Origin of the sequence: Alcaligenes faecalis, assembly GCF_005311025.1 — a bacterium.
Lineage (GTDB): Bacteria > Pseudomonadota > Gammaproteobacteria > Burkholderiales > Burkholderiaceae_B > Alcaligenes > Alcaligenes phenolicus.
The window spans coordinates 46,038-66,390 of the sequence record NZ_CP031747.1; the positions used below are offsets into that span (position 1 = coordinate 46,038).

General features: G+C 55.4%; 21 protein-coding genes. 14 read left to right on the top strand and 7 right to left on the bottom strand.

The genetic code is table 11. From position 1 onward, the window contains the following. Positions 1 to 141 precede the first annotated feature (141 nt). Complete coding sequence (locus D0C27_RS00225; protein WP_026483038.1) at positions 142 to 789, top strand: DUF4136 domain-containing protein; 648 nt, start codon at positions 142 to 144, stop codon at positions 787 to 789. 95 nt (positions 790 to 884) lie between these two features. Here the strand turns inward: D0C27_RS00225 and D0C27_RS00230 are convergent, their stop codons facing one another. Continuing rightward, on the bottom strand, positions 885 to 1,232 hold the full coding sequence (locus D0C27_RS00230) for an H-NS family nucleoid-associated regulatory protein (RefSeq protein ID WP_009456182.1): 348 nt from the start codon (positions 1,230 to 1,232) through the stop codon (positions 885 to 887). A 528-nt stretch (positions 1,233 to 1,760) separates the two neighbouring features. Here D0C27_RS00230 and tldD point away from each other — a divergent pair. After that, on the top strand, positions 1,761 to 3,221 hold the full coding sequence (tldD, locus tag D0C27_RS00235) for a metalloprotease TldD (RefSeq protein WP_088450447.1): 1,461 nt from the start codon (positions 1,761 to 1,763) through the stop codon (positions 3,219 to 3,221). A gap of 162 nt (positions 3,222 to 3,383) precedes the next feature. Here the strand turns inward: tldD and yddG are convergent, their stop codons facing one another. Further along, positions 3,384 to 4,295, bottom strand: coding sequence for an aromatic amino acid DMT transporter YddG (gene yddG, locus D0C27_RS00240; RefSeq protein WP_115633894.1), 912 nt, complete (start codon positions 4,293 to 4,295; stop codon positions 3,384 to 3,386). Positions 4,296 to 4,722: 427 nt separating this feature from the next. On the opposite strand from yddG, the gene D0C27_RS00245 reads away from it, so the two are divergent. The 7 genes from D0C27_RS00245 (at position 4,723) to D0C27_RS00275 (ending at position 10,001) form a co-directional block, all read left to right on the top strand. Further along, a complete protein-coding gene (locus D0C27_RS00245) occupies positions 4,723 to 5,250 on the top strand; it encodes a MarR family winged helix-turn-helix transcriptional regulator (RefSeq protein WP_009456186.1) in 528 nt (175 codons plus the stop codon). After that, the gene (ectA, locus tag D0C27_RS00250; RefSeq protein WP_035272586.1) at positions 5,247 to 5,804 is read left to right on the top strand and encodes a diaminobutyrate acetyltransferase; all 558 of its coding nucleotides are present in this window, start codon (positions 5,247 to 5,249) and stop codon (positions 5,802 to 5,804) included. The genes D0C27_RS00245 and ectA overlap by 4 nt, the downstream gene beginning before the upstream one ends. Before the next feature lie 97 nt (positions 5,805 to 5,901). Next, positions 5,902 to 7,209: a diaminobutyrate--2-oxoglutarate transaminase gene (gene ectB / locus D0C27_RS00255; protein WP_137430173.1), complete on the top strand. Its 1,308-nt coding sequence runs from the start codon at positions 5,902 to 5,904 to the stop codon at positions 7,207 to 7,209. Next, complete coding sequence (locus D0C27_RS00260; protein WP_009456191.1) at positions 7,209 to 7,601, top strand: ectoine synthase; 393 nt, start codon at positions 7,209 to 7,211, stop codon at positions 7,599 to 7,601. Before ectB ends, D0C27_RS00260 begins: the two co-directional genes overlap by 1 nt. Positions 7,602 to 7,619: 18 nt before the next feature. After that, entirely contained in the window at positions 7,620 to 8,543 is a 924-nt protein-coding gene (thpD, locus tag D0C27_RS00265; RefSeq protein WP_035272589.1) for an ectoine hydroxylase, read from the top strand. A 372-nt stretch (positions 8,544 to 8,915) separates the two neighbouring features. Then, complete coding sequence (locus D0C27_RS00270) at positions 8,916 to 9,524, top strand: DUF2239 family protein (protein WP_137430174.1); 609 nt, start codon at positions 8,916 to 8,918, stop codon at positions 9,522 to 9,524. 21 nt (positions 9,525 to 9,545) lie between these two features. After that, positions 9,546 to 10,001 carry a DUF1330 domain-containing protein gene (locus D0C27_RS00275; RefSeq protein WP_137430175.1) on the top strand — a complete coding sequence of 152 codons (456 nt, stop codon included), beginning with the start codon at positions 9,546 to 9,548 and terminating at the stop codon, positions 9,999 to 10,001. Positions 10,002 to 10,049: 48 nt separating this feature from the next. Here D0C27_RS00275 and ehuA read toward each other — a convergent pair whose 3' ends face one another. From ehuA to ehuB, 4 genes are all read right to left on the bottom strand, one after another. Continuing rightward, the gene (gene ehuA, locus D0C27_RS00280) at positions 10,050 to 10,835 is read right to left on the bottom strand and encodes an ectoine/hydroxyectoine ABC transporter ATP-binding protein EhuA (protein ID WP_009456195.1); all 786 of its coding nucleotides are present in this window, start codon (positions 10,833 to 10,835) and stop codon (positions 10,050 to 10,052) included. Continuing rightward, on the bottom strand, positions 10,832 to 11,524 hold the full coding sequence (ehuD, locus tag D0C27_RS00285; protein ID WP_088450437.1) for an ectoine/hydroxyectoine ABC transporter permease subunit EhuD: 693 nt from the start codon (positions 11,522 to 11,524) through the stop codon (positions 10,832 to 10,834). The genes ehuA and ehuD overlap by 4 nt, the downstream gene beginning before the upstream one ends. A 2-nt stretch (positions 11,525 to 11,526) precedes the next feature. Then, positions 11,527 to 12,198, bottom strand: a complete 672-nt coding sequence (gene ehuC / locus D0C27_RS00290; protein WP_009456199.1) for an ectoine/hydroxyectoine ABC transporter permease subunit EhuC — start codon at positions 12,196 to 12,198, stop codon at positions 11,527 to 11,529. Positions 12,199 to 12,300: 102 nt separating this feature from the next. Beyond that, positions 12,301 to 13,167, bottom strand: a complete 867-nt coding sequence (gene ehuB / locus D0C27_RS00295) for an ectoine/hydroxyectoine ABC transporter substrate-binding protein EhuB (RefSeq protein ID WP_035272602.1) — start codon at positions 13,165 to 13,167, stop codon at positions 12,301 to 12,303. A 520-nt stretch (positions 13,168 to 13,687) separates the two neighbouring features. On the opposite strand from ehuB, the gene D0C27_RS00300 reads away from it, so the two are divergent. Both D0C27_RS00300 and D0C27_RS00305 read left to right on the top strand, forming a co-directional pair. Then, the gene (locus D0C27_RS00300) at positions 13,688 to 15,775 is read left to right on the top strand and encodes a carbon starvation CstA family protein (RefSeq protein ID WP_083053303.1); all 2,088 of its coding nucleotides are present in this window, start codon (positions 13,688 to 13,690) and stop codon (positions 15,773 to 15,775) included. Position 15,776: 1 nt separating this feature from the next. Beyond that, entirely contained in the window at positions 15,777 to 16,007 is a 231-nt protein-coding gene (locus D0C27_RS00305) for a YbdD/YjiX family protein (protein WP_009456207.1), read from the top strand. Here the strand turns inward: D0C27_RS00305 and D0C27_RS19375 are convergent. Then, the gene (locus D0C27_RS19375; protein ID WP_137430176.1) at positions 16,004 to 16,399 is read right to left on the bottom strand and encodes a hypothetical protein; all 396 of its coding nucleotides are present in this window, start codon (positions 16,397 to 16,399) and stop codon (positions 16,004 to 16,006) included. The two genes, D0C27_RS00305 and D0C27_RS19375, sit on opposite strands and share 4 nt — an antisense overlap. A gap of 93 nt (positions 16,400 to 16,492) precedes the next feature. Here D0C27_RS19375 and aroG point away from each other — a divergent pair, with 93 nt between their 5' ends. From aroG to mnmA, 3 genes are all read left to right on the top strand, one after another. Further along, positions 16,493 to 17,587 (top strand): 3-deoxy-7-phosphoheptulonate synthase AroG, encoded by a 1,095-nt coding sequence (gene aroG, locus D0C27_RS00315; RefSeq protein ID WP_269465265.1) that lies wholly within the window; start codon positions 16,493 to 16,495, stop codon positions 17,585 to 17,587. Positions 17,588 to 17,614: 27 nt separating this feature from the next. Then, positions 17,615 to 19,036: an FAD-binding oxidoreductase gene (locus D0C27_RS00320; protein WP_022983265.1), complete on the top strand. Its 1,422-nt coding sequence runs from the start codon at positions 17,615 to 17,617 to the stop codon at positions 19,034 to 19,036. Positions 19,037 to 19,237: 201 nt separating this feature from the next. Continuing rightward, positions 19,238 to 20,353 carry a tRNA 2-thiouridine(34) synthase MnmA gene (mnmA, locus tag D0C27_RS00325; RefSeq protein WP_137430177.1) on the top strand — a complete coding sequence of 372 codons (1,116 nt, stop codon included), beginning with the start codon at positions 19,238 to 19,240 and terminating at the stop codon, positions 20,351 to 20,353.

Sequence of the window (20,353 nt, forward strand, 5' to 3'; positions counted from 1 at the left end):
AAAAGATGGTCTATTGTAATGTTGTTTGAACGCCCACACTGGACGCCGGAAACAGGCAGTAAACTAATTGTTCGTCGGCGCTACGGCGCTGCCATTAATCGGGCTTGAACGTGCAAGCGAAAAACAAGCAAGGGTGAAACTATGACGTTATTTTCTGAAGGGTTTTCCTGGCGCGCCCTACGCCTGATGAGCCTGGTATTGGCGGTTTTGACCACGGCTTGCGCTGCGCCTAGCTGGTCCGCCAAATTGACGCGTTATCAGCAATGGCCCACGGCGACCAGTGGCGATACCTATTACATCAAGTCCTCGCCGGACAAAAGCAGTAGTCTGCAATACCAGTCTTTTGCAGATTCTGTACGGGCTTCTATTGGTGTGACCGGACTGGTGCAAGCAGCGGATCTGAAGTCTGCGCGTTTTGTGGTGCAAATGGATTATGGCAATCCACAAGAACAAAGCTGGGTGCCTCAATTTGCAGATAGTTTTTATGGTCCATCGGCGTGGGGAATCGGGCGCGGCTATTATGCGCCAAATGATGGTTGGGGCGGAGGTTTCTTTTATTCTCCGAATGTAGTGAATGTTCCTGTCACTGTGTATAAAAATTATCTAAATGTAATCATTACAGATAATCAAAACTCGGGCGCAGAAGTGTATCGCGCCACCGCCGTGTCTTATAGCCATTCCGACAACCTGGACCAGCAGATGCCGTTTTTGTCCCAGGCCATATTTGATGGTTTCCCGGGTAATAATGGACAAGTGATTGATATCCGATATCCATTAGCTCGGGATTGAGTCGCCAGAACCCCGGCATTATGTAGGGGATTTATATCAATAAGAAAGGGACCGCTTTTTCAAGCGGTCCCTTTCTTTTGTTTGGTTCCCAAAACTTATTTGATAAGGAACTCTTCACGGCTGCGACCATTGGCTTCAGCATCGATAATCCAGCGTGGTGGGCGGCCACGGCCCGTCCAGGTGTCCTGGGTGCCGGGGTGGCGGTATTTTGGAGGCAGGCTGGTTTTAGGGCCGTTGGAACCAGCACCAGCGCCGCGGCGGGCGGAATTTTCCAGCGCTTCAGCGACTTCTTCAATCGTGATCTCGTTATCTTGCATGGACTTGACGATAGACGCGATGACAGGACGACGCTGTTTGACTCGAAGGGATTTCATCTGCTTTTGCAGACGCAGAATCTCTTTTTCTATCTTTTGCTTCGCGGAGCTGTAAGTTTCGACTGACATATGGGATTCCTGTTTCATGATTGTAGTTATCTGATAAACCCTGCCTGTACAAGCTCGTGTTTATCATGCGAAAACAGTGTACTTTGATTTTCTTGAAAAGATAAGTGGTTTGGATAAAAAATAAACGCTTAATCAAAAAGGTGTTTGGTTTTTGTAATTATTTAAGGTCATTAGACAATTCAATGGCTCTTGATTATTTAATCTAATCAGGGGTTATCATGAATTTGAATGGGTTTATATCAAAACCATATAGGTGGGTTTCTAATTAGGAAGATTTTAAAATAGTTTTAATTCCGTATCAGAAAATGTCGTAATTGGAATTTTTGAACCTATTAGTTCAACAGGCTGATTCATGGTTCTGAAAGCCAGGAAACTGCCCGATCAGTACGTCGGCATCGCATACGGGGGCACATTCTGTTTTAATGCTCAGATGGACGGAAGCCAAGTTGATGTCAGCACGTCTTTTGGTACCCATTTTCGTCCCTTGCAGCCATGGGTTTGCCGGGGATCTGTCAGTAGGAATAAACGATGAAGTTAGTTGATCCGGCTATCAATGCCCTGGAATGCGCCCGTGGACTGTTGCTTGAGCCCTGGGGCTTGAATGAAAGCCATTTGTCCGGCGCGCTCGGTGAGATCTTCACCCATCAGGCTGACTATGCCGACCTGTATTTTCAGTACACCCGCAGCGAAGGCTGGGCGCTGGACGAAGGAATCGTCAAAAGCGGCAGCTTTTCCATTGAGCAGGGCGTGGGTGTGCGCGCATTAAGTGGCGAGAAAACCGCCTTTGCCTATTCGGATTCCCTCAGCCCCGAGGCTTTGCTGTCTTCGGCCCGCGTGGTGCGCTCGATTGCCCGCCAGGGCGGTTCAGGCAAAAGCGGCATTTTGGTGCCAGCCGACATGCAGCGCCCCACCTTGTATACGGGCACAGACCCTATTGCCAGCCTGCCTGCTCCTGAGAAAGTAGCCCTGTTGGGGCGACTGGATGCTTTGGCTCGTGCAGCGGACCCGCGCGTGGTGCAGGTCATGGCCAGTCTGGGTGCGGAATACGATGTCGTGCTGGTAGCTGGTAGCGATGGTCGTCTGGCCGCCGATGTACGCCCCTTGGTGCATTTGTCCTTGTCGGTCATTGTTGAACAAAATGGCCGCCGTGAACGCGGCTCGGCGGCAGGTGGTGGACGGGTTGATCTGTCCTACTTCTCCGACGATATGTTGCGCAGCTACGTGGATAAGGCCGTGCGTTCGGCCATCACGAATCTGGAAGCCAAACCCGCACCTGCCGGTCAGATGACGGTGGTTCTGGGCCCAGGTTGGCCAGGGGTCATGCTGCACGAAGCCGTAGGCCACGGTTTGGAAGGGGACTTTAACCGTCGTGGCAGCAGCCTGTTCTCGGGTCGTATTGGCCAGCGCGTGGCGTCCAAGGGCGTGACCGTCATTGACGATGGCACCCTGGAAAACCGCCGTGGCTCCTTGAATATGGATGATGAGGGCAATGCCACACAACGTACCGTCTTGATTGAAGACGGTATTTTGAAAGGCTATTTGCAAGACACTCATAATGCTCGTCTGATGGGCGCTGCCATTACGGGCAACGGTCGACGCGAGTCCTACGCCAGCCTTCCTTTGCCACGCATGACCAACACTTTTATGTTGGGTGGCGATAAAGACCCTCAGGAAATTATTGCCTCGGTTAAAAAGGGTTTATATGCCGTAGACTTCGGTGGCGGCCAGGTCGATATTACTAGCGGTAAGTTTGTTTTCTCGGCCTCGGAAGCCTGGGTGATTGAAAACGGCAAACTGATGTATCCCGTCAAAGGTGCCACTTTGATTGGTAGCGGCCCCGATGCCATGAACCAAATCAGCATGATCGGTAATGACATGCAGTTGGATTCAGGAGTGGGGACTTGCGGTAAAGAAGGTCAAAGCGTTCCGGTTGGAGTCGGTATTCCTACCGTGCGGATGGAAAATCTGACCGTAGGTGGAACCGCCTGATTTAATTTGCTGGCTAATCAAAATAGATAAAAAGAACCGCCCCCCTTAATTCAAGGTTGGGCGGTTTTTTTATGCTGCTTTTATTGCAGTGCAGCAAATAGAATTTAATTTTGATTTTTGCTCATCAGGCACAGCCGTGCCCGGATTAATGAATATGGTTTTTCAGGTAGCACTTTTCGTTGGCCTGGGTTTGCGGACCCGGATGGCCAGCCAGCACAACAAGGCGCCCGAACACACCATGGCCGAGCCTTGCCAGAAGCTTGACGTCAAGGGAGCCTGCAGCAAAAAAGTAGACAGGGCGGCTGACAATACTGGAATGAAGTAGGAGGCGCCGGCCAGTATGGTGACATTGCCGTGCAAAATACCCACGTTCCAGGCCGCATAGCCAAAGCCCATCGCCATGGCCGCCAGCAGCAAGTAGATCAGTGCTGGAAGGGTAAAGGTCATTGCAGGTGCTCCTTGGCCCAGATATTTCATCCATAAGACGGCGGCTGTCAGCATGAAAAACAAGGTAATGCCATTTTTGCCCTGGCCGATGCGTGCAGTCATGGTGCTGTAGCCCGCCCAGATCAGTGCGCCACTAAAGGCCAGGCCGTAGCTCAAGGGGTTGTCCTGCACATTCAGCCAGATGCCGTGCAGACTCAAACCTTGCTCACCGCCCAGAATCCAGCTGATACCCATCATGGACAAGAGCAGGCCAGGTGCGATCAGCCAGTTGGCTCTTTGCTTGTTGAACAAAATAGCGGCCACGATGGTAAAGGTGGGCCACAGATAATTAACCATTCCCACTTCAATCGCTTGCTGGCTGTTGTGGGCGTAGCCAATGGACAGAGCCAGGCACAGCTCATAGCAGACGAACAAAACGCTGCCCCAGATTAGGTAGCGGCGCGGAAAGTCGCGCAAGCGTACCCAGCTAAGCGATAAAAGAAGAAAGACAGAGGCCAGGGTGTAGATCAGTGCGGCGCCGCCAGTCGCACCCAGGTAGTCGCTGACGCTGCGTATCAGGCCGACAATCATGCTCCAAAGAACAATGGCGATCAGACCAATCAGGGTTGCCTTATCAGATTGCTTCATGCGGGTTTCAGTGTCTGCAAGGCACGGCGAGAACAGCAGCAGGCTTTACTTGGCCAAGAGACTTATGGGTTAATGGACCGGGTTTGTATCAGGCTGTGCCGGTTTGCAAGCAGGGCTGTGACGCGGCACACCCGGTCTTGAGTGAAAACCGACAGGCCCCCACGGCAAGGGCTCGTGGCAGTTTACTGTAAGCGGCGTGTCGGCTCGAGCCACTCATGGCGAAAAGGGGAGCAGGCAGGGTATTTTCTGCGCCTTGCTGGTCCGCCCCCGTAAGCTAGGGTACTTACATTTTTTTGGACTTTGAGTCAGAACCTCTTGTTTATGCTCTCTATGATTTTGAGTGTAAATCGGTTTGACTTGAATCTTTTCTAGGCATATCATTTCAACACGAATTAATCGTGCTGAATTATTTTGTTTGGCTAATTAAATGACCACAGATCAACACTACGATTTACGAATTTTGCGGGCTTTGCGCCAGATCACGCGCTCGATTGCCCTGCATTCCAGGCAGCTGTCGGCGTACAGCAATATCACCGCGCCCCAGTTGATCTGCCTGCGCACCATTATTGAAAAAGGCCCGTTGACGGCCACGGCCATCAGCCGCGAAATGCACGTCAGCCCCAGCACCGTGGTTGGTATTCTGGACCGCCTGGAAGACAAGAAGCTGGTGCTGCGCGAGCGTGGTCGTGAAGATCGACGCATTGTATTTGTCAGTGCGACACCAGAAGGGGAGACCCTGGCACGCGATACGCCGTCCCCCTTGCAAAAGAAGTTGTCGGACGCCTTGAAAGAGTTGCCCGAGCTGGAACAGGCCACCATGACCTTGTCCCTGGAGCGCATTGTGCGCTTGCTCGATGCTGACCCGGATGTTGTGCTGGAGGCCGACGATACGGCCTCGCCTATTCTTGAGGTCCCGGAAGGGGATGTACCCCCCGAATCCGGGTTGGTGGTTTGACGGACCGACCTAGTCCGGGCAGCTCGGCAGGCAGCAAGACTGCCGCCGACCCTGCCCCCAGTGACCCGGCGCTGATACTGCGTGCGCCCCTGTTGCGTGATGCGGCCGCAATCCATCAGCTGATTGCCGATAGCCCGCCACTGGATCTGAATTCTGAATATCTCTATTTGCTGCTCAGCGAGCACTTTTCCCAGACCTGCGTTGTCGCGCAGCGTGGGGAACAAATAGACGGTTTCATCTCTGCCTACTTTCTCCCCGACCGTCCTGATGTGCTCTTTGTGTGGCAAGTGGCCGTGCATGAGCGCGCCCGTGGGCGTCGTCTGGGGCAGGCCATGCTGGAGCATCTGCGACAGCGTCTGCGTGGCCGTTCCCTGCGCTATCTGGAAACGACGGTCAGCCCCGGTAACCGGGCCTCGCGTGGCCTGTTTGCGGCCATGGCCCGGCGTTGGGGCGCCCCCATGCAGGAACAGGAATTCTTTGATACCGCCTTGTTTGCCGCACAGGCTCACGAGGCAGAACCTCTATTACGAATCGGCCCCTTGGACTCTGGATAAGAGGGGACTTTACGCAAATGAACGGTAGAGCCGGTCTGGTTCGCTGATTGTTGTTTGTCGGCTCAAGACACGCCGTTCTATAACCAGGAGAGGAAATATGACTGATTTAAAAATATTCGACCGGATGGAGTCTGAAGTAAGGGGCTACGTCCGGTCCTTCCCGGTCATTTTCAACAAAGCCCGAGGCTCGGTTTTGGAGGACGAGTCAGGCAAGCAATACATCGATTTTTTCAGTGGAGCCGGTACGCTCAACTATGGGCATAACAATCCCCATCTGAAAGAAAAGCTGATTGAATACCTGAACACCGACGGCTTGGTACACGGTTTGGACATGGCCACCAGCGCCAAGAAATACTTTCTTGAAACGGTGGACAAAGTGCTGCTCAAACCGCGCGGGTGGGACTACCGCTTGCAGTTTACGGGGCCTACCGGCACCAATGCCGTGGAGGCGGCGTTAAAACTGGCACGCCAGGTCAAGGGCCGCCAGAATGTGATTTCGTTTACGCACGGTTTCCACGGCGTCAGCACGGGTTCCCTGGCAGTGACGGCGAACTCCAAGTTTCGTAGTGCAGCGGGTGTGGCCCTGGGCAATACCTCGTTCATGCCCTATGACGGCTACTTGGGACCGGACGTCAATACGATGGCTTATCTGGAGCGCTTGCTGGAAGACCCCAGCAGTGGTCTGGACCATCCTGCCGCGGTCATCGTGGAAACCGTGCAAGGTGAAGGGGGCGTGAACGTTGCTACACAGCGCTGGCTGCGTGAACTGCAACGTCTGTGCCGCGAGCACGACATGCTGCTGATTGTCGATGACATTCAGGTCGGTTGTGGTCGCACGGGCCGTTTCTTCAGCTTCGAGCAGGCCGGTATCAGCCCTGACATCATCACCTTGTCCAAATCCTTGTCCGGTTTTGGCTTGCCCATGTCTCTGGTTTTGTTGCGTCCTGAACTGGACGTATGGAAACCCAGCGCCCATAACGGCACCTTCCGTGGCAATAACCTGGCTTTCGTGACTGCGGCTCAAGCTCTGGAAAGCTACTGGGCCAACGAGGACTTTGAAGCCGAGATCCAGGGTAAGGAGCGTCAAGTGCGCGACTGGCTGGAAAACCTGGTGCACAGCTATCCAGATCGTGGTTTGAGCGTACGCGGTCGCGGCCTGATCCAGGGCCTGGTGACGCCGCCCGGTGCCGGTCTGGCCAATGAAATTGCTGCACAGGCTTTCAAGCAAGGTCTGGTGATTGAAACCTCGGGCGCCCACGACGAAGTTCTGAAGCTGCTGCCTGCCCTGACGATCAGCAATGAAGAGCTGACTCAAGGCCTGGACATTATTGAACGCAGCGTCGCCCAGTGCCTGTCCAAGCGCGGCAGCCAGGCCAAGATTCTGAAAATTGGAGGAGCACGCTAATGTTGGTCAAGAACGTACAGGATGTGATTGGAACCCGTGACGAGGTGCGCACAGACACCTGGGTCAGCCGCCGTGTTTTGCTCAAGAAAGACGGCATGGGTTTTTCCTTTCATGAAACCGTTATTTTTCCTGGCACCGAGACTCACATCCACTACCAGAATCACCTGGAAGCGGTGTGGTGCATCGAGGGCGATGGCGAAATCGAAACCGTTGCCGACGGCAAGAAATACGATTTGGGCCCAGGCGTAGTTTATGCCCTGGACCAGCACGATGAACACTATCTGCGCGGTGGCAAAGAGCCGCTGCGAGTGATCTGCGTGTTCAATCCGCCCCTGACCGGTCAGGAAGTTCACGATGAGAAAGGGGTTTACCCAGCCATCGTGGAAGACTGAAGACCTAAGGAGAGCATGATGACAGTGACCATGAGCGATCTGTACACATCCCGTACAGAACGAACGGCGGCCATCGTCAGCCGCCAGGAGCCGGTGGTGTATCCGGATCCGGTAGGTAGCCAGCCTTTGAACAAGTCCCAGCTGCGGGAGTACGAGGACAATGGCTTTTTGCTGCTGCCTGATTTGTTCAATGCGCAGGAAGTGCAAGCCTTGCTGGGCAATGTGGAAGCCATGAGCACGGACCCCGGCATCTTGTCGCGTGAAGAAGCGGTGGTGGAAAAGGGCAGTCAGGCCGTGCGCTCGATCTTTCGTGTGCATGAGTTAAGCGAGCTGATTGCCCGCCTGGTGCGCGACCCGCGTGTACTGGATGTGGCCCGCCAGATTCTGGGCTCGGAGGTGTATGTGCATCAGTCCCGTGCCAACCTGAAACCGGGCTTTACCGGCAAGGAGTTTTACTGGCATTCGGACTTCGAGACCTGGCATATCGAAGATGGCATGCCGCAAATGCGCGCCTTAAGCTGCTCGGTGCTGTTGACTGACAATAATGTGTGCAATGGCCCCTTGATGCTGGTGCCGGGTTCGCACCGCCAGTTCATCTCTTGCACAGGGCAGACACCGGACAACCATTACAAGGAGTCCTTGCGCAAGCAGGAGTATGGCGTACCCGATCCGATCAGCCTGCGTTTGCTGGTGGATCAGGGTGGCATTGAAGCCATTACTGCCAAGGCCGGTTCGGTGATCTTTTTTGACTGCAATACCTTGCACGGCTCGGCCAGCAATATCTCGCCTTGGCCACGAGCCAATGTGTTTACGGTCTATAACAGCGTGGAAAACTGCGTGGGTGATCCCAAGCAGGGGCTGACACCCCGTCCTGCGCATGTGGCCACTCGCGGGCAGTTCCCTGTCCTGACGCCGTTGAACGGACCGCTGCTGGAGTCCTAGGCAGAAAGAAGGTCTGCGCCTTGTGCGCAGACCTGGCCGGATAAGACGCTCCCTGGATTTATTTCAGGGGGCGTTTTTTTGTGGGCTCAGGATTGTGAAGAAGAGGGGAGCGGCCAGCGTCTGGGGGCCGGCGTTGGTAAATGACGGGTCTGCACCGTACTGATTGGCCGGCGTCCGGAAAAGCAGTTATCGGAGATGCTCATCAGATATGACTCGGCATGTCCAGGAGTCCTTGTGATGGCTGCTGGACGGGATCAACTGTGTTAATGCACCCAATTAGCAACAATCGCTTATTTTTACCCGGGTAATATTGACGAATTAATATCATCCGGGTAAAAATAGAACCTTCTTACTTGAAGCTCTGGTTTTGACATGAAAACGACTTACCCCAATACCTACACCAGCTTTATGGGCCACCGCCGTATCGCGTCCGGTCCCATGCTGACCAATGTGCTGGCCGTGAAGAAAGTGCTGGAGAGCCGGGTTAACGATCCCGTACTGATCTTTGACGATGTGACAGGCCGTTTTGTGGATGTGAACACCCAAGGGACGGACGAAGAGCTGGCGCAACGCTATGCGCCAGTGGATGCTCCTGAAGTAGAGGTCGAGCAGACAGAGGAAGAAGCTCCACGCGGCCGTGGTCGCCCTAAGCTGGGCGTGATTCCTCGTGAAGTGACCTTGTTGCCACGACATTGGGATTGGCTGGCGACTCAACCCGGAGGGGCATCGGTTGCGCTACGCAAACTGGTTGAAGAAGCTCGCCGTGCCAGCGCCGCCAAAGATCAGCGTCGCCAGGCGCAGGAACGAGCCTATAACTTCATGACGGCAATCGGTGGTGATTTGCCTGGCTTTGAGGAAGCGATGCGAGCCTTGTTTGTCGATGAGCTGGAGCGCTTCAAAACCCTGCTGGCTGGCTGGCCGGAAGATGTGCGGGAGCATGCGATCAAGCTGGCTGAAACTCCGGTGACCCTTTCGGCCTAACAAGATTTGAGGACAAAGATCATGAATGCCAATCCTGAGCCGCGAGTGTATCTGGAGCCGACACAGGCGTCAGGCCGTGCTTTTGTCATGCGTCATTTGCAGGGCAGCGTCATCATGTTGAATCTGCTGCGCTTTCGCCGTGTGGCGGATTACTGCGCTTGTCCAGAACTGGCTCCTGAAACACCCATCAGTGGAGCAGAGGCGTTTGAGCGATATATCGAACACACTCTGCCATTTCTGCACGCAAGTGGTGGCCAGCTTTTATTTTTGGGTTCTGGCGGGTCATTCTTGATTGGGCCAGAAGAGGAGCGCTGGGATCTGGCCATGCTGGTTAAGCAGCAAAGCGCGGATTCCTTTCTGGCTTTTGCTGATAATACGGACTACTTGAAAGGGCTGGCTCATCGTAGCGCAGCGCTTGAGGATTCCCGCCTGCTGCCTTTGCAGGAGATGGCTACCTTTTCGGCCAAAGCTGCTTGAAGGTGGCTCAGGGCAGAGCCACCTTCAAGTGACGTAGAGCGCAAGTGTTCAAGCCGCCTGAATAAAGTTGCTCAGGAACGCCTGCGTCCGCGCTTCCTGCGGATGGCAGAACACTTGTTCAGGCGGGCCGGACTCCACGATCACGCCTTTATCAAAGAAGCAGACGCGGTCTGACACTTCCTTGGCAAACTGCATTTCGTGGGTGACCAGCAGAATTGTCAGATCCTGTTCCTGACTCAGCTTTTGAATCACGCCCAGCACTTCGCCCACCAGTTCCGGGTCCAGAGCCGAGGTGGGTTCGTCAAACAGCAGAATATTGGGTTCCATCGCCAGGGCCCGGGCGATGCCCACGCGCTGTTGCTGTCCGCCGGAGAGCTGGCTGGGGAATTTGTCGGCATGGTCGATCAGGCCCACCAGATCCAGATACTTGGTGGCCCGTTCGCGCGCCTGTTCTTTGGACAGGCCCAGCACATGGGTGGGCGCTTCAGTCACATTGCGCATCACCGTCATATGCGGGAACAGGTTGAACTGCTGGAACACCATGCCCATTTCCTTGCGCATCTCGCGCAAGTGGTTCTGGCTGGCGGGCACCAGCTTGTCATCGACCCGCTCGTGCCAGAGGGGTTTGCCCGCTACTGTGATGACACCTTCGTCGATGGTCTCCAGCGTCATCAGAATGCGCAGCACGGTGGATTTACCGGAACCGGAAGGGCCGATGATGGTGACTTTTTCACCTGGTTCCACCTGAAAGTTCAAGGCGTCCAGCACGGTGACATCACCAAATTTCTTGGTGACATTGTCAAATTGAATGATGGGGTTCGTAGAGTCAGTCATCGCAGGGGGATTCCTTGCTTGGGCAAACGCTGGTCCAGCGCTCGTACCCCAGCGGATGCCAGGAGGGTCAGCAGCAGATACAGGCCGCCCACCATGGACAGGGGAATGATGTAGTTAAAGGTACGGTCACCGATAATCTTGGCCACATTCAGAACTTCCAGTACCGATACAACAGAGAGTACAGGCACGTCTTTCATGATGGACACCAGATAATTACCCATGGCCGGAATGATGCGCGGGATGGCCTGGGGCAGAGTGATGACCATAAAGGTACGCAGCGGGGAAATGTCCAGGGCGCGGGCTGCTTCAGTCTGGCCATGGGTAACGGACTCCAGACCGGCTCGGTAGACCTCGGACAGATAGGCGCTGTACTGCACCCCCAGCGCCAGTGCGCCGGTCAGAAAGGCGGGCAGCACAATGCCGTAGTCCGGTAGCACGTAGTACAGGAAAAACAATTGCACCAGCAAAGGCGTGTCGCGCAGGAATTCGGTCAGCACATAGGCGGGCCAGGAAATCAGGCGCAGACGCACACTTTTCAGGCCTGCCAGAATCAGTCCCAAGACAGCCGCAACACCAAAGCCCAGTGCGGCGGCCTGGATGGTGACCCATAAGCCTTTAAGCAAAATAGGCAGGATAGACAGCGCAAATGCTCCGTTGCTGCTGGTGTCCCATTCAATACCAAACAGCATGTTCAGCTCCTTTGCGCACGCCAGCGGCCGGTTGCGCGTTCCAGCAATTTCATCAGGACGGTCAGCACCAGTGCCATGCCGAAGTACATCAGCAAGAGCAGGGTATAGATAGTGGTGCTGTCCTGGGTGAAGTTGCGTATTTGTTCAGCTCTGAAGCTCAAGTCGCCCAGACTGATCAGGGAGACCAGGGCGGTGTCTTTCAGATTTTGCACGGCCAGATTCCCGAAGCTGGGCATCATCTCTGGGATGGCCTGGGGCAGGCTGATGCGCCACAGGGTTTGGCGCTCTGTAAAGTCCAGGGCCTTGGCCGCTTCCAGTTGGGAGTGTGGCACGGCCTGGATGGCACCGCGCACCACTTCGGCACCGTAAGCGCCAATGTTCAGGCCCAGGGCCAGGGTGCCGGCCACGACCGGGTCCAGACGCCAGTCCAGACCCATGGACTCGCCCAGAATGGGCAGGGCAAAGTACAGCCAGAACAGCTGTACCAATAAAGAGGTGCCGCGAAAAACTTCAATAATCGTGACGGACAGCGAGCGCAAGGCGACCGAGTGGGACAGCCTGCCTATGCCCAGGGCAAAGGAGGCGATGGCTCCCACCACGGTTGAATACAGGGTGAGCTGTATGGTGACCCAGGCTCCGTCCATCAGGGCCGAGCTGTAACTTAACCAATCCATATCAGGTTCCAGACAAGGGCAGGCGGTACACCTTCAGTGCGCTGTCGGCCCTTGCAAGGGGCCGCGCAGGCCCGTGCGGCCGCCTTACCCGCAGGTGAAGGATCAGGCTTTACACAGCTGTTCCGTGGATTTCTCAAATGAGTGCTTGGCGTCTTCTTCGGTAAAGCCGTGTTTGCTCAGGATGGCTTTCCATTCATCGGTTTTCTTGAATTCGGCCAGTTCCTTGTTCACGGCGTCACGCAGGTCTTCGGATTCCTTGGCAAAGGCAAAGCCGCCCCAGCTACGAACCGGGTTGCCATCAATGATGGGGTCCTTGAACTCGGCGGCCAGCTCGACTTTGCCGCCCCCTTTGGAGGCCAGATCACTGGCAGTCTGGCCAGTTGCGGCATAGGCATCGGCACGGCCGGTTGCCACGGTGGAGATCGCATCCGCGTTGTTGGAAATAGTGATCATGCGGTTATCGGGCACGCCCAGGGCCTGCATCATTTCCAGTTGATCGGCACCGGCCATGATGGCGATCTTGTGATCAGTCTTGGCGAAGTCTTCGTACGAGTGAATGTTCTTGGGGTTGCCCTTGGCGACCAGCAGGCCTTCACCGTAGGAGCTGTTGGGCTCGGAGAACAGCACGGTATTGCAACGTTGCGGCAGGATGGCCATTTCGGCGGCCACCATATCAAAGCGTTTGGCTTGCAGGCCGGGGATCAGGGAACCGAAATTAGCGGTTTCCCATTTGATTTCTTTGACGCCCAGACGCTCCATGATGGCCTGGGCCACTTCGGGGCCAGCGCCTTGGGCTTTGCCGGACATGTCCATGTATCCGTACGGAATTTCATTAGCAACGGCGACGCGAATCACGCCGCGCTCTTTGACTTGTTCCAGCGTGACTGCCTGGGCGCTGGAGGCGGCAGCCAGGGTGCCCAGCAGGGCAAAGGCCAACGCGCAGAGGGGCTTGGATTGTAGTTTCATCATGAGTCCTTTTCTCGCCTATACCATTTCGTTATAAATGATTTGTTTTACGAAAGATTTGCAGGGAAATCATAGCTTATAAAATCATTCGTACTCAAATTAAATGTATAGAAACTATCGAGTAAAGGGTCTGCTTAGCCTTTCTATATAAAGAAAGTGGCAGGTCTTAGGGAAAATGCGTGGTGTCTTGAGTACGTGTTTTCACTATGCTCCCAAGGATTAAAGAGCGCTTGTCCTCTCAAAAGCGCCTGGCTTATGCCTACCCCAGATTGATTCATGAATGAGTTCGGCGCGTCTTCGGGCGCGCCGACACCCTTTTGGAAAGTGCGCTTTGGCGCGCTTTCAAACCCTGCCGGTTCGGGAAATGCACGGTACCAAACGACTGTGCTGACCCCGCAAGAACGCCTGCCACACTCGGTATTGCGTCTCTTGTACAGGCAGCTGGCGACTTCTTCAGATCAGAAGCGCGGCCAGAAGAAAAAGTTGGTGACAGGCTTACTTAATGCAAAATCGTGGAGGCTCTATGAGCAGAGAAGAGGGCGGTTTTATAAAACAGCATCTGATTTGGGTGCTGGTTGCGGTGCTGGGGGCCTTTGCCCTGGGAACGGTGGCACTAAGCCGGGGGGAGAGCATCAATGCTCTATGGATCGTAGTCGCCGCAGTCTGCGTCTATTTAATTGCCTATCGTTATTACAGCCGTTTCATTGCTCGCAAGGTTTTTGAGCTGGACGCGACCCGCATGACGCCAGCGTGGCGTCATAACGATGGTCTGGACTACGTACCGACTAATAAACACGTGCTTTTTGGGCACCATTTTGCCGCCATTGCAGGGGCTGGCCCTTTGGTCGGGCCAGTGCTGGCTGCGCAAATGGGTTATCTGCCCGGCATGCTCTGGATTCTGGCCGGTGTGGTGTTTGCGGGGGCGGTGCAGGACTTCACGGTTCTGTTCATCTCCATGCGCCGCGACGGGCGCTCGCTGGGGGATCTGATCAAGTCCGAACTGGGCACGGTGCCCGGTGTGATCGCCTTGTTTGGCGCTTTCATGATCATGGTCATCATTCTGGCTGTGCTGGCGCTGATAGTGGTCAAGGCCCTGATCAATTCGCCATGGGGCACCTTCACGGTGGCAGCGACGATTCCGCTGGCTATCTTCATGGGGATTTATCTGCGCTTCCTGAGGCCGGGCCGTATTGGCGAGGTCTCGGTGATCGGGCTGATCTTCCTGCTGGCTGCGATTGTCTATGGTCAGAACGTGGCGGCCCACCCGACCTGGGGGCCCTTCTTCACCCTGAATGGCGAGGAGCTGACCTGGGCGCTGATTATTTACGGCTTTATTGCTGCTGTGCTGCCCGTGTGGCTGCTGCTGGCTCCGCGTGACTATCTGTCCACCTTCCTGAAAATTGGCACGATTGTGGGTCTGGCCATCGGGATTGTGATTGTGGCGCCCGAGCTGAAAATGCCAGCGACCACCAAGTTTATTGACGGCACAGGCCCGGTCTGGTCCGGCAGCTTGTTCCCCTTCCTGTTCATTACCATTGCTTGCGGTGCCGTGTCCGGTTTCCACGCTTTGATTTCCTCGGGCACCACGCCCAAGATGATCGAAAACGAAACCCAGGCGCGCTATATCGGCTATGGCGGTATGTTGATGGAGTCCTTCGTAGCCATCATGGCCCTGGTTGCGGCTTGCGTGATCGAGCCGGGCATTTACTACGCCATGAACAGCCCAGCCGCCTTGATTGGCACCACGCCTGAGCAGGCCGCGCAAGTGGTGTCCAGCTGGGGCTTCCTGATTACTCCCGCTGATCTGACCCAAATGGCCAGCGACGTGGGTGAAAACAGCATTATTTCCCGTGCCGGTGGGGCTCCTACCCTGGCGGTGGGCATGGCTTTCATCTTGCATAACGTCATCGGCGGGCCGGCGATGATGAGCTTCTGGTATCACTTCGCCATTCTGTTTGAGGCCCTGTTCATTCTGACGGCGGTAGATGCCGGTACGCGTGCAGGCCGCTTCATGTTGCAAGACTTGATGGGTACTTTTGTGCCGGGCTTGCGGCGTACGGAGTCGCTGGTCGCCAACTTGATTGCCACATCCTTGTGCGTGGCGGCGTGGGGCTACTTCCTGTATCAGGGTGTGGTCGATCCACTGGGTGGTATCAACACCTTGTGGCCTTTGTTCGGTATTGCCAACCAGATGCTGGCAGCGGTGGCATTGGTATTGGGTACGGTGGTGCTCTTCAAGATGAAGAAAGACCGCTACGCATGGGTGACCGTGGTTCCCACTATCTGGCTGCTGATTTGCACGCTGGTGGCAGGCTTTCAGAAAATGTTCCACCCCGACCCCAAGATTGGCTTTTTGGCCCACGCCAAGGTTTATCAAAAAGGTCTGGCGGAACAAACTGTCATGGCGCCGGCCAAATCTCTGGAGCAGATGCAACAGGTGATTTTCAACGATTACGTGAACTCCACCTTGTGCGGTCTGTTCATCTTTGTGGTCTTGAGCATGGTGTTCTTTGGCATCCGTTGCGTGCTGAAAGCACGTCGCAGCACGGAGCCGCATTCTGCCGAGACTCCGTACGAGCCACTGCCGGCTCAAGCGGCAGCAGGAGCTTGATATGAAAGGATTATTGACAGGAGCCATTTCGCGCAGTGCCCAGGCAGGGCGGGGCACCGGGCGTTATCTGGCCACAACCTTGCGTCTGATGGTGGGCGTGCCTGATTACGAAACCTATCTGAATCATATGCGGGTGAACCACCCGGATCAGAAACCGATGGAGTACGCCGAGTTTTTCCGGGAGAGACAGCAAGCCCGGTACGGTGGCAAAGGGCGTATAGCCTGCTGCTAAATTAGGCGGCTAAGGGCCAGAACCCAGTGTTCTGGCCCTTTTGCATTTGTGCCTGGCAGTGTGTCATCAGGTTTGTATGTAGATGTAAAAATAAGACAAACAAGGCATCTAAACGATTTATCGTGGTTTTTCGCGATAACACGAAACAAAAGGGCCAATAAAAAACTCAAAACGAAACAATGATTTCGTTTGATGCTGTTTTTTAGTGCCATGTTGGTATAAATATTTTGTTGTTCAGCGTTTTTGTGGATGAATCTTGCTGGTTTTGTTGGCGGCGCGTCAGGAACTGTGTTAGGATTTTTCCCATGACTTTCGCAACCCCCGTTTTCTTCTTTTATTTTTATGCTTTTCCGATGCCGCTGGTGGAGGAAAGGACGGGTTGCACCAAACACAAGTAAGACCTAAATCCTGAAATAAGCCGCCAGCATAGACCGGGCGGCTTTTTTTTCGTTTGCCCCCGGACCTGGCAAACCAACTGGAGTTCAATCGTGTCGCACAATACTGATGATTTACGGATTCGTGAAATTAAGGAGCTGTCTCCCCCATCCCATGTGATGCGCGAGTTCCCGTGTACCTCTGCTGTATCGACGACGGTTCACAAGGCCCGCCGCAGCATTCACAAGATCCTTCACGAACGCGATGATCGTCTGGTGGTCGTGGTGGGTCCTTGTTCCATCCACGATACCGAAGCCGCCATGGACTACGCGCGTCGCCTGACGGTCGAGCGCAAGCGCTTTGCCCCCGAGCTGGAAATTGTGATGCGCGTGTACTTCGAAAAGCCACGTACCACCGTGGGCTGGAAAGGGCTGATCAACGACCCCTTCATGGATGGCAGCTTCAACATCAATCAGGGTTTGCGTACGGCGCGTGAATTGCTGCTGGCCGTCAACCAGCTGGATTTGCCCGCTGGCTGCGAGTTCCTGGACATGATTACTCCCCAGTACATTGCTGATCTGGTTTCCTGGGGCGCCATTGGTGCTCGCACGACAGAGAGCCAGGTTCACCGTGAACTGTCCTCCGGATTGTCCTGCCCCGTCGGCTTCAAGAATGGCACGGATGGCAATATCCGTATTGCTCTGGACGCGATCAAGGCCGCTTCCCAGCCTCACCATTTCCTGTCGGTCACCAAGGGCGGTCACTCCGCCATTGTGTCCACCGTGGGCAATAACGATTGCCACGTGATTTTGCGCGGTGGCAAGACGCCGAACTACGACGCTGAAAACGTTGAGGCAACCAGCCAGGCCATGATCAAGGCCGGCATGGTGCCGCGTGTGATGGTCGATGCCAGCCACGCCAACAGTAATAAAGACTACCGCCGTCAGCCCGAAGTGCTGGCCGATGTTGCTGGTCAGATCTCGGGCGGCGATATGCGTATCTGCGGCGTGATGATCGAAAGCCATCTGGTAGGCGGCCGTCAGGACGTGGTGGAAGGCAAGCCTTTGACCTACGGCCAAAGCATTACCGACGGTTGCATCGATTGGGATGACACGGTGGTGGTTCTGGAAAAACTGGCTGAAGCGGTGCGTCAGCGTCGTCAGGCGCGAGTCGCTCTTGAAGAGGGGGCACTTAGCCACTCATAATAGGGTTTTGCCTTTTTGGAATGCATCATGAATGCTCCCGGTCATGCCGACCTAGCGCGGCGCCCTTTACCTGAAGGTTTTGTAGAAGCCTTGCAGGCTCAGTTCCAAGAGCGTTGCTCGCTTTCTCACGCTGTGCGTGAACACCATGGACGGGATGAATCGCCGTATCCACCCATGCTGCCTGATGTGGTTGTTTTTGCTCGCAGCACAGAAGAAGTGGCCTGGGTGGCACGTCATTGTCATGAACACCATGTGCCCCTGATTCCTTACGGGGCTGGTTCCTCGCTGGAAGGGCATTTTCTGGCGATTCAAGGTGGCGTCAGCCTGGACTTGTCCGGTATGGATGAGATCGTGGCGATTAATGCCGAAGATTTCACCGCCACAGTGCAAGCTGGCGTGACACGCATGGCCTTGAACGAGCACATCCGTGATACGGGCTTGTTTTTCCCCATCGACCCCGGTGCGGATGCCAGCCTGGGCGGGATGGCCGCAACGCGTGCGTCGGGTACCAATGCCGTGCGTTACGGCACCATGCGCGAAAACGTCCTGACTTTGAAGGTTGTGACGGCAGATGGCCGCATTATTGATACGGCTAACCGTGCCAAGAAATCCTCCGCCGGTTACGACCTGACCCGCTTGTTTATCGGTAGCGAAGGCACGCTGGGCATCATTACCGAAGTGACGGTGCGTCTGTACCCGCAGCCCGAAGCCATTTCGGCGGCTATCTGTAATTTCCCCGATCTGCGCTCTGCCGTGCAAAGCGTGATCGAGGTCATTCAAATGGGTATCCCGATTGCGCGTGTCGAATTCATGGATACGGCCGCCGTACGTGCCACCAATGCCTACAGCAAGCTGACGCTGAAAGAATCGCCCTTGCTGCTGTTTGAATTCCACGGCAGCCCCAGTGGTGTGCAGGAGCAGGCTCAGGTTGTCCAGGAAATCACTCGTGATAACGGCGGCATGGACTTTGAGTGGGCCGATAAGGCTGAGGATCGTTCCCGCTTGTGGACGGCTCGACACAATGCCTACTTTGCCGGTTTGCAACTGCGTCCTGGTTGCCGCTCCAGCACCACGGACGTTTGTGTGCCTATCTCCGCCTTGGCAGAGTGTGTGGCGCAAACCGCGGCCGATATGGATCAGGCTCCGTTCCCGTACACCATCGTGGGTCACGTGGGCGATGGCAACTTCCACGTCCTGATGCTGCTGGACGCCGATAGTCAGGAAGAGTGGGACGAGTCCGAGCGCTTGAACCATCGTCTGGTAGAGCGTGCCATTGCCATGCAGGGCACCTGCACCGGCGAACACGGTGTGGGCTTGCACAAGATGGAGTTCATGCTGGCCGAGCACGGTCAGGATGCACTGGATGTGATGAGCAGCATCAAGCAGGCGCTGGATCCTCACAACATCATGAATCCCGGCAAGATGTTGCCCCCGCGTCCTCTGGACTGATTCTGCGGTAGTCGCCTTGAAAGCCCAGACCATGTCGTCTGGGCTTTTGTGTCTTGGGCAGCACAGTTTTCCAGAAACCCCAGGTACGGGCGGTGTCTGCCTGTACATGTGTCAGGGCAGGCGTACAATGCCTTTTTTAGTTAGTCAGGTGCGCACTGGGCGCAAAGCCCAGCCAATGCGGCACCTCTCATCATCACTGCAATGACTATTTCCACCAAAAAAGGTCGCGTCGTTATCGGAATGTCCGGCGGCGTGGACTCCTCTGTCTCGGCCTGGCTGCTTAAAGAGCAAGGCTATGAAGTCGTGGGCCTGTTCATGAAGAACTGGGAAGACGACGATGACTCCGAATTTTGCTCTTCGCGCCAGGATTGGCTGGACGCGGCCAGCGTGGCCGATCTGGTCGGGGTCGAGATCGAGGCGGTCAACTTCGCTGCGGAATATAAGGACCGCGTGTTTGCGGAGTTCTTGCGGGAATATTCGGCAGGTCGCACCCCGAATCCCGATGTTCTGTGCAATGCGGAAATCAAGTTCAAGGCCTTTCTGGATCACGCCATGACCTTGGGCGCCGACTGGATTGCCACCGGCCATTACGCCCGTGTGCGTGGCGTGCCCATGGCCGGGGGCGGCACCGACTACCAGTTGCTGAAAGGTCTGGATGCTTCCAAGGATCAAAGTTATTTTTTGCACCGCCTGAACCAGGCGCAGCTGTCGCGCACCTTGTTCCCCTTGGGCGAGATCAACAAGCAGGAAGTACGCCGTATTGCCGAGGAACTGAAGCTGCCCAATGCGGCTAAAAAAGACTCGACCGGCATTTGCTTTATTGGCGAGCGTCCTTTCCGCGAGTTCTTGAATCGCTATCTGCCCACTCAACCCGGTCCTATCAAAACACCGGAAGGGCAGGTATTGGGTCAGCACGTGGGTCTGGCTTTCCACACCTATGGTCAGCGCAAGGGTTTGGGCATTGGTGGTGTCAAGGGCAAGCAGCGCGAAGACGGTACCGCCGACGCCTGGTATGCCGCCCGCAAGGATCTGACCACGAACACGCTGTATGTGGTGCAAGGGCACGATCACCCCTGGCTGTTGCAGTCTGAATTGAAGGCCGAGCAGACCAGTTGGGTAGCGGGCCATCCGCCAGCGCTGGGCCCGATTCATGCCAAGACCCGTTATCGCCAGGCCGATGCGGCCTGCACGATCCTGGCTGCCGAAGGCGACAGCCTGTCTCTTCATTTTGATCAGCCCCAATGGGCCGTAACGCCGGGCCAATCCGTGGTCCTGTACGACGGTGACCGCTGCCTGGGCGGCGGCATCATTCAATAA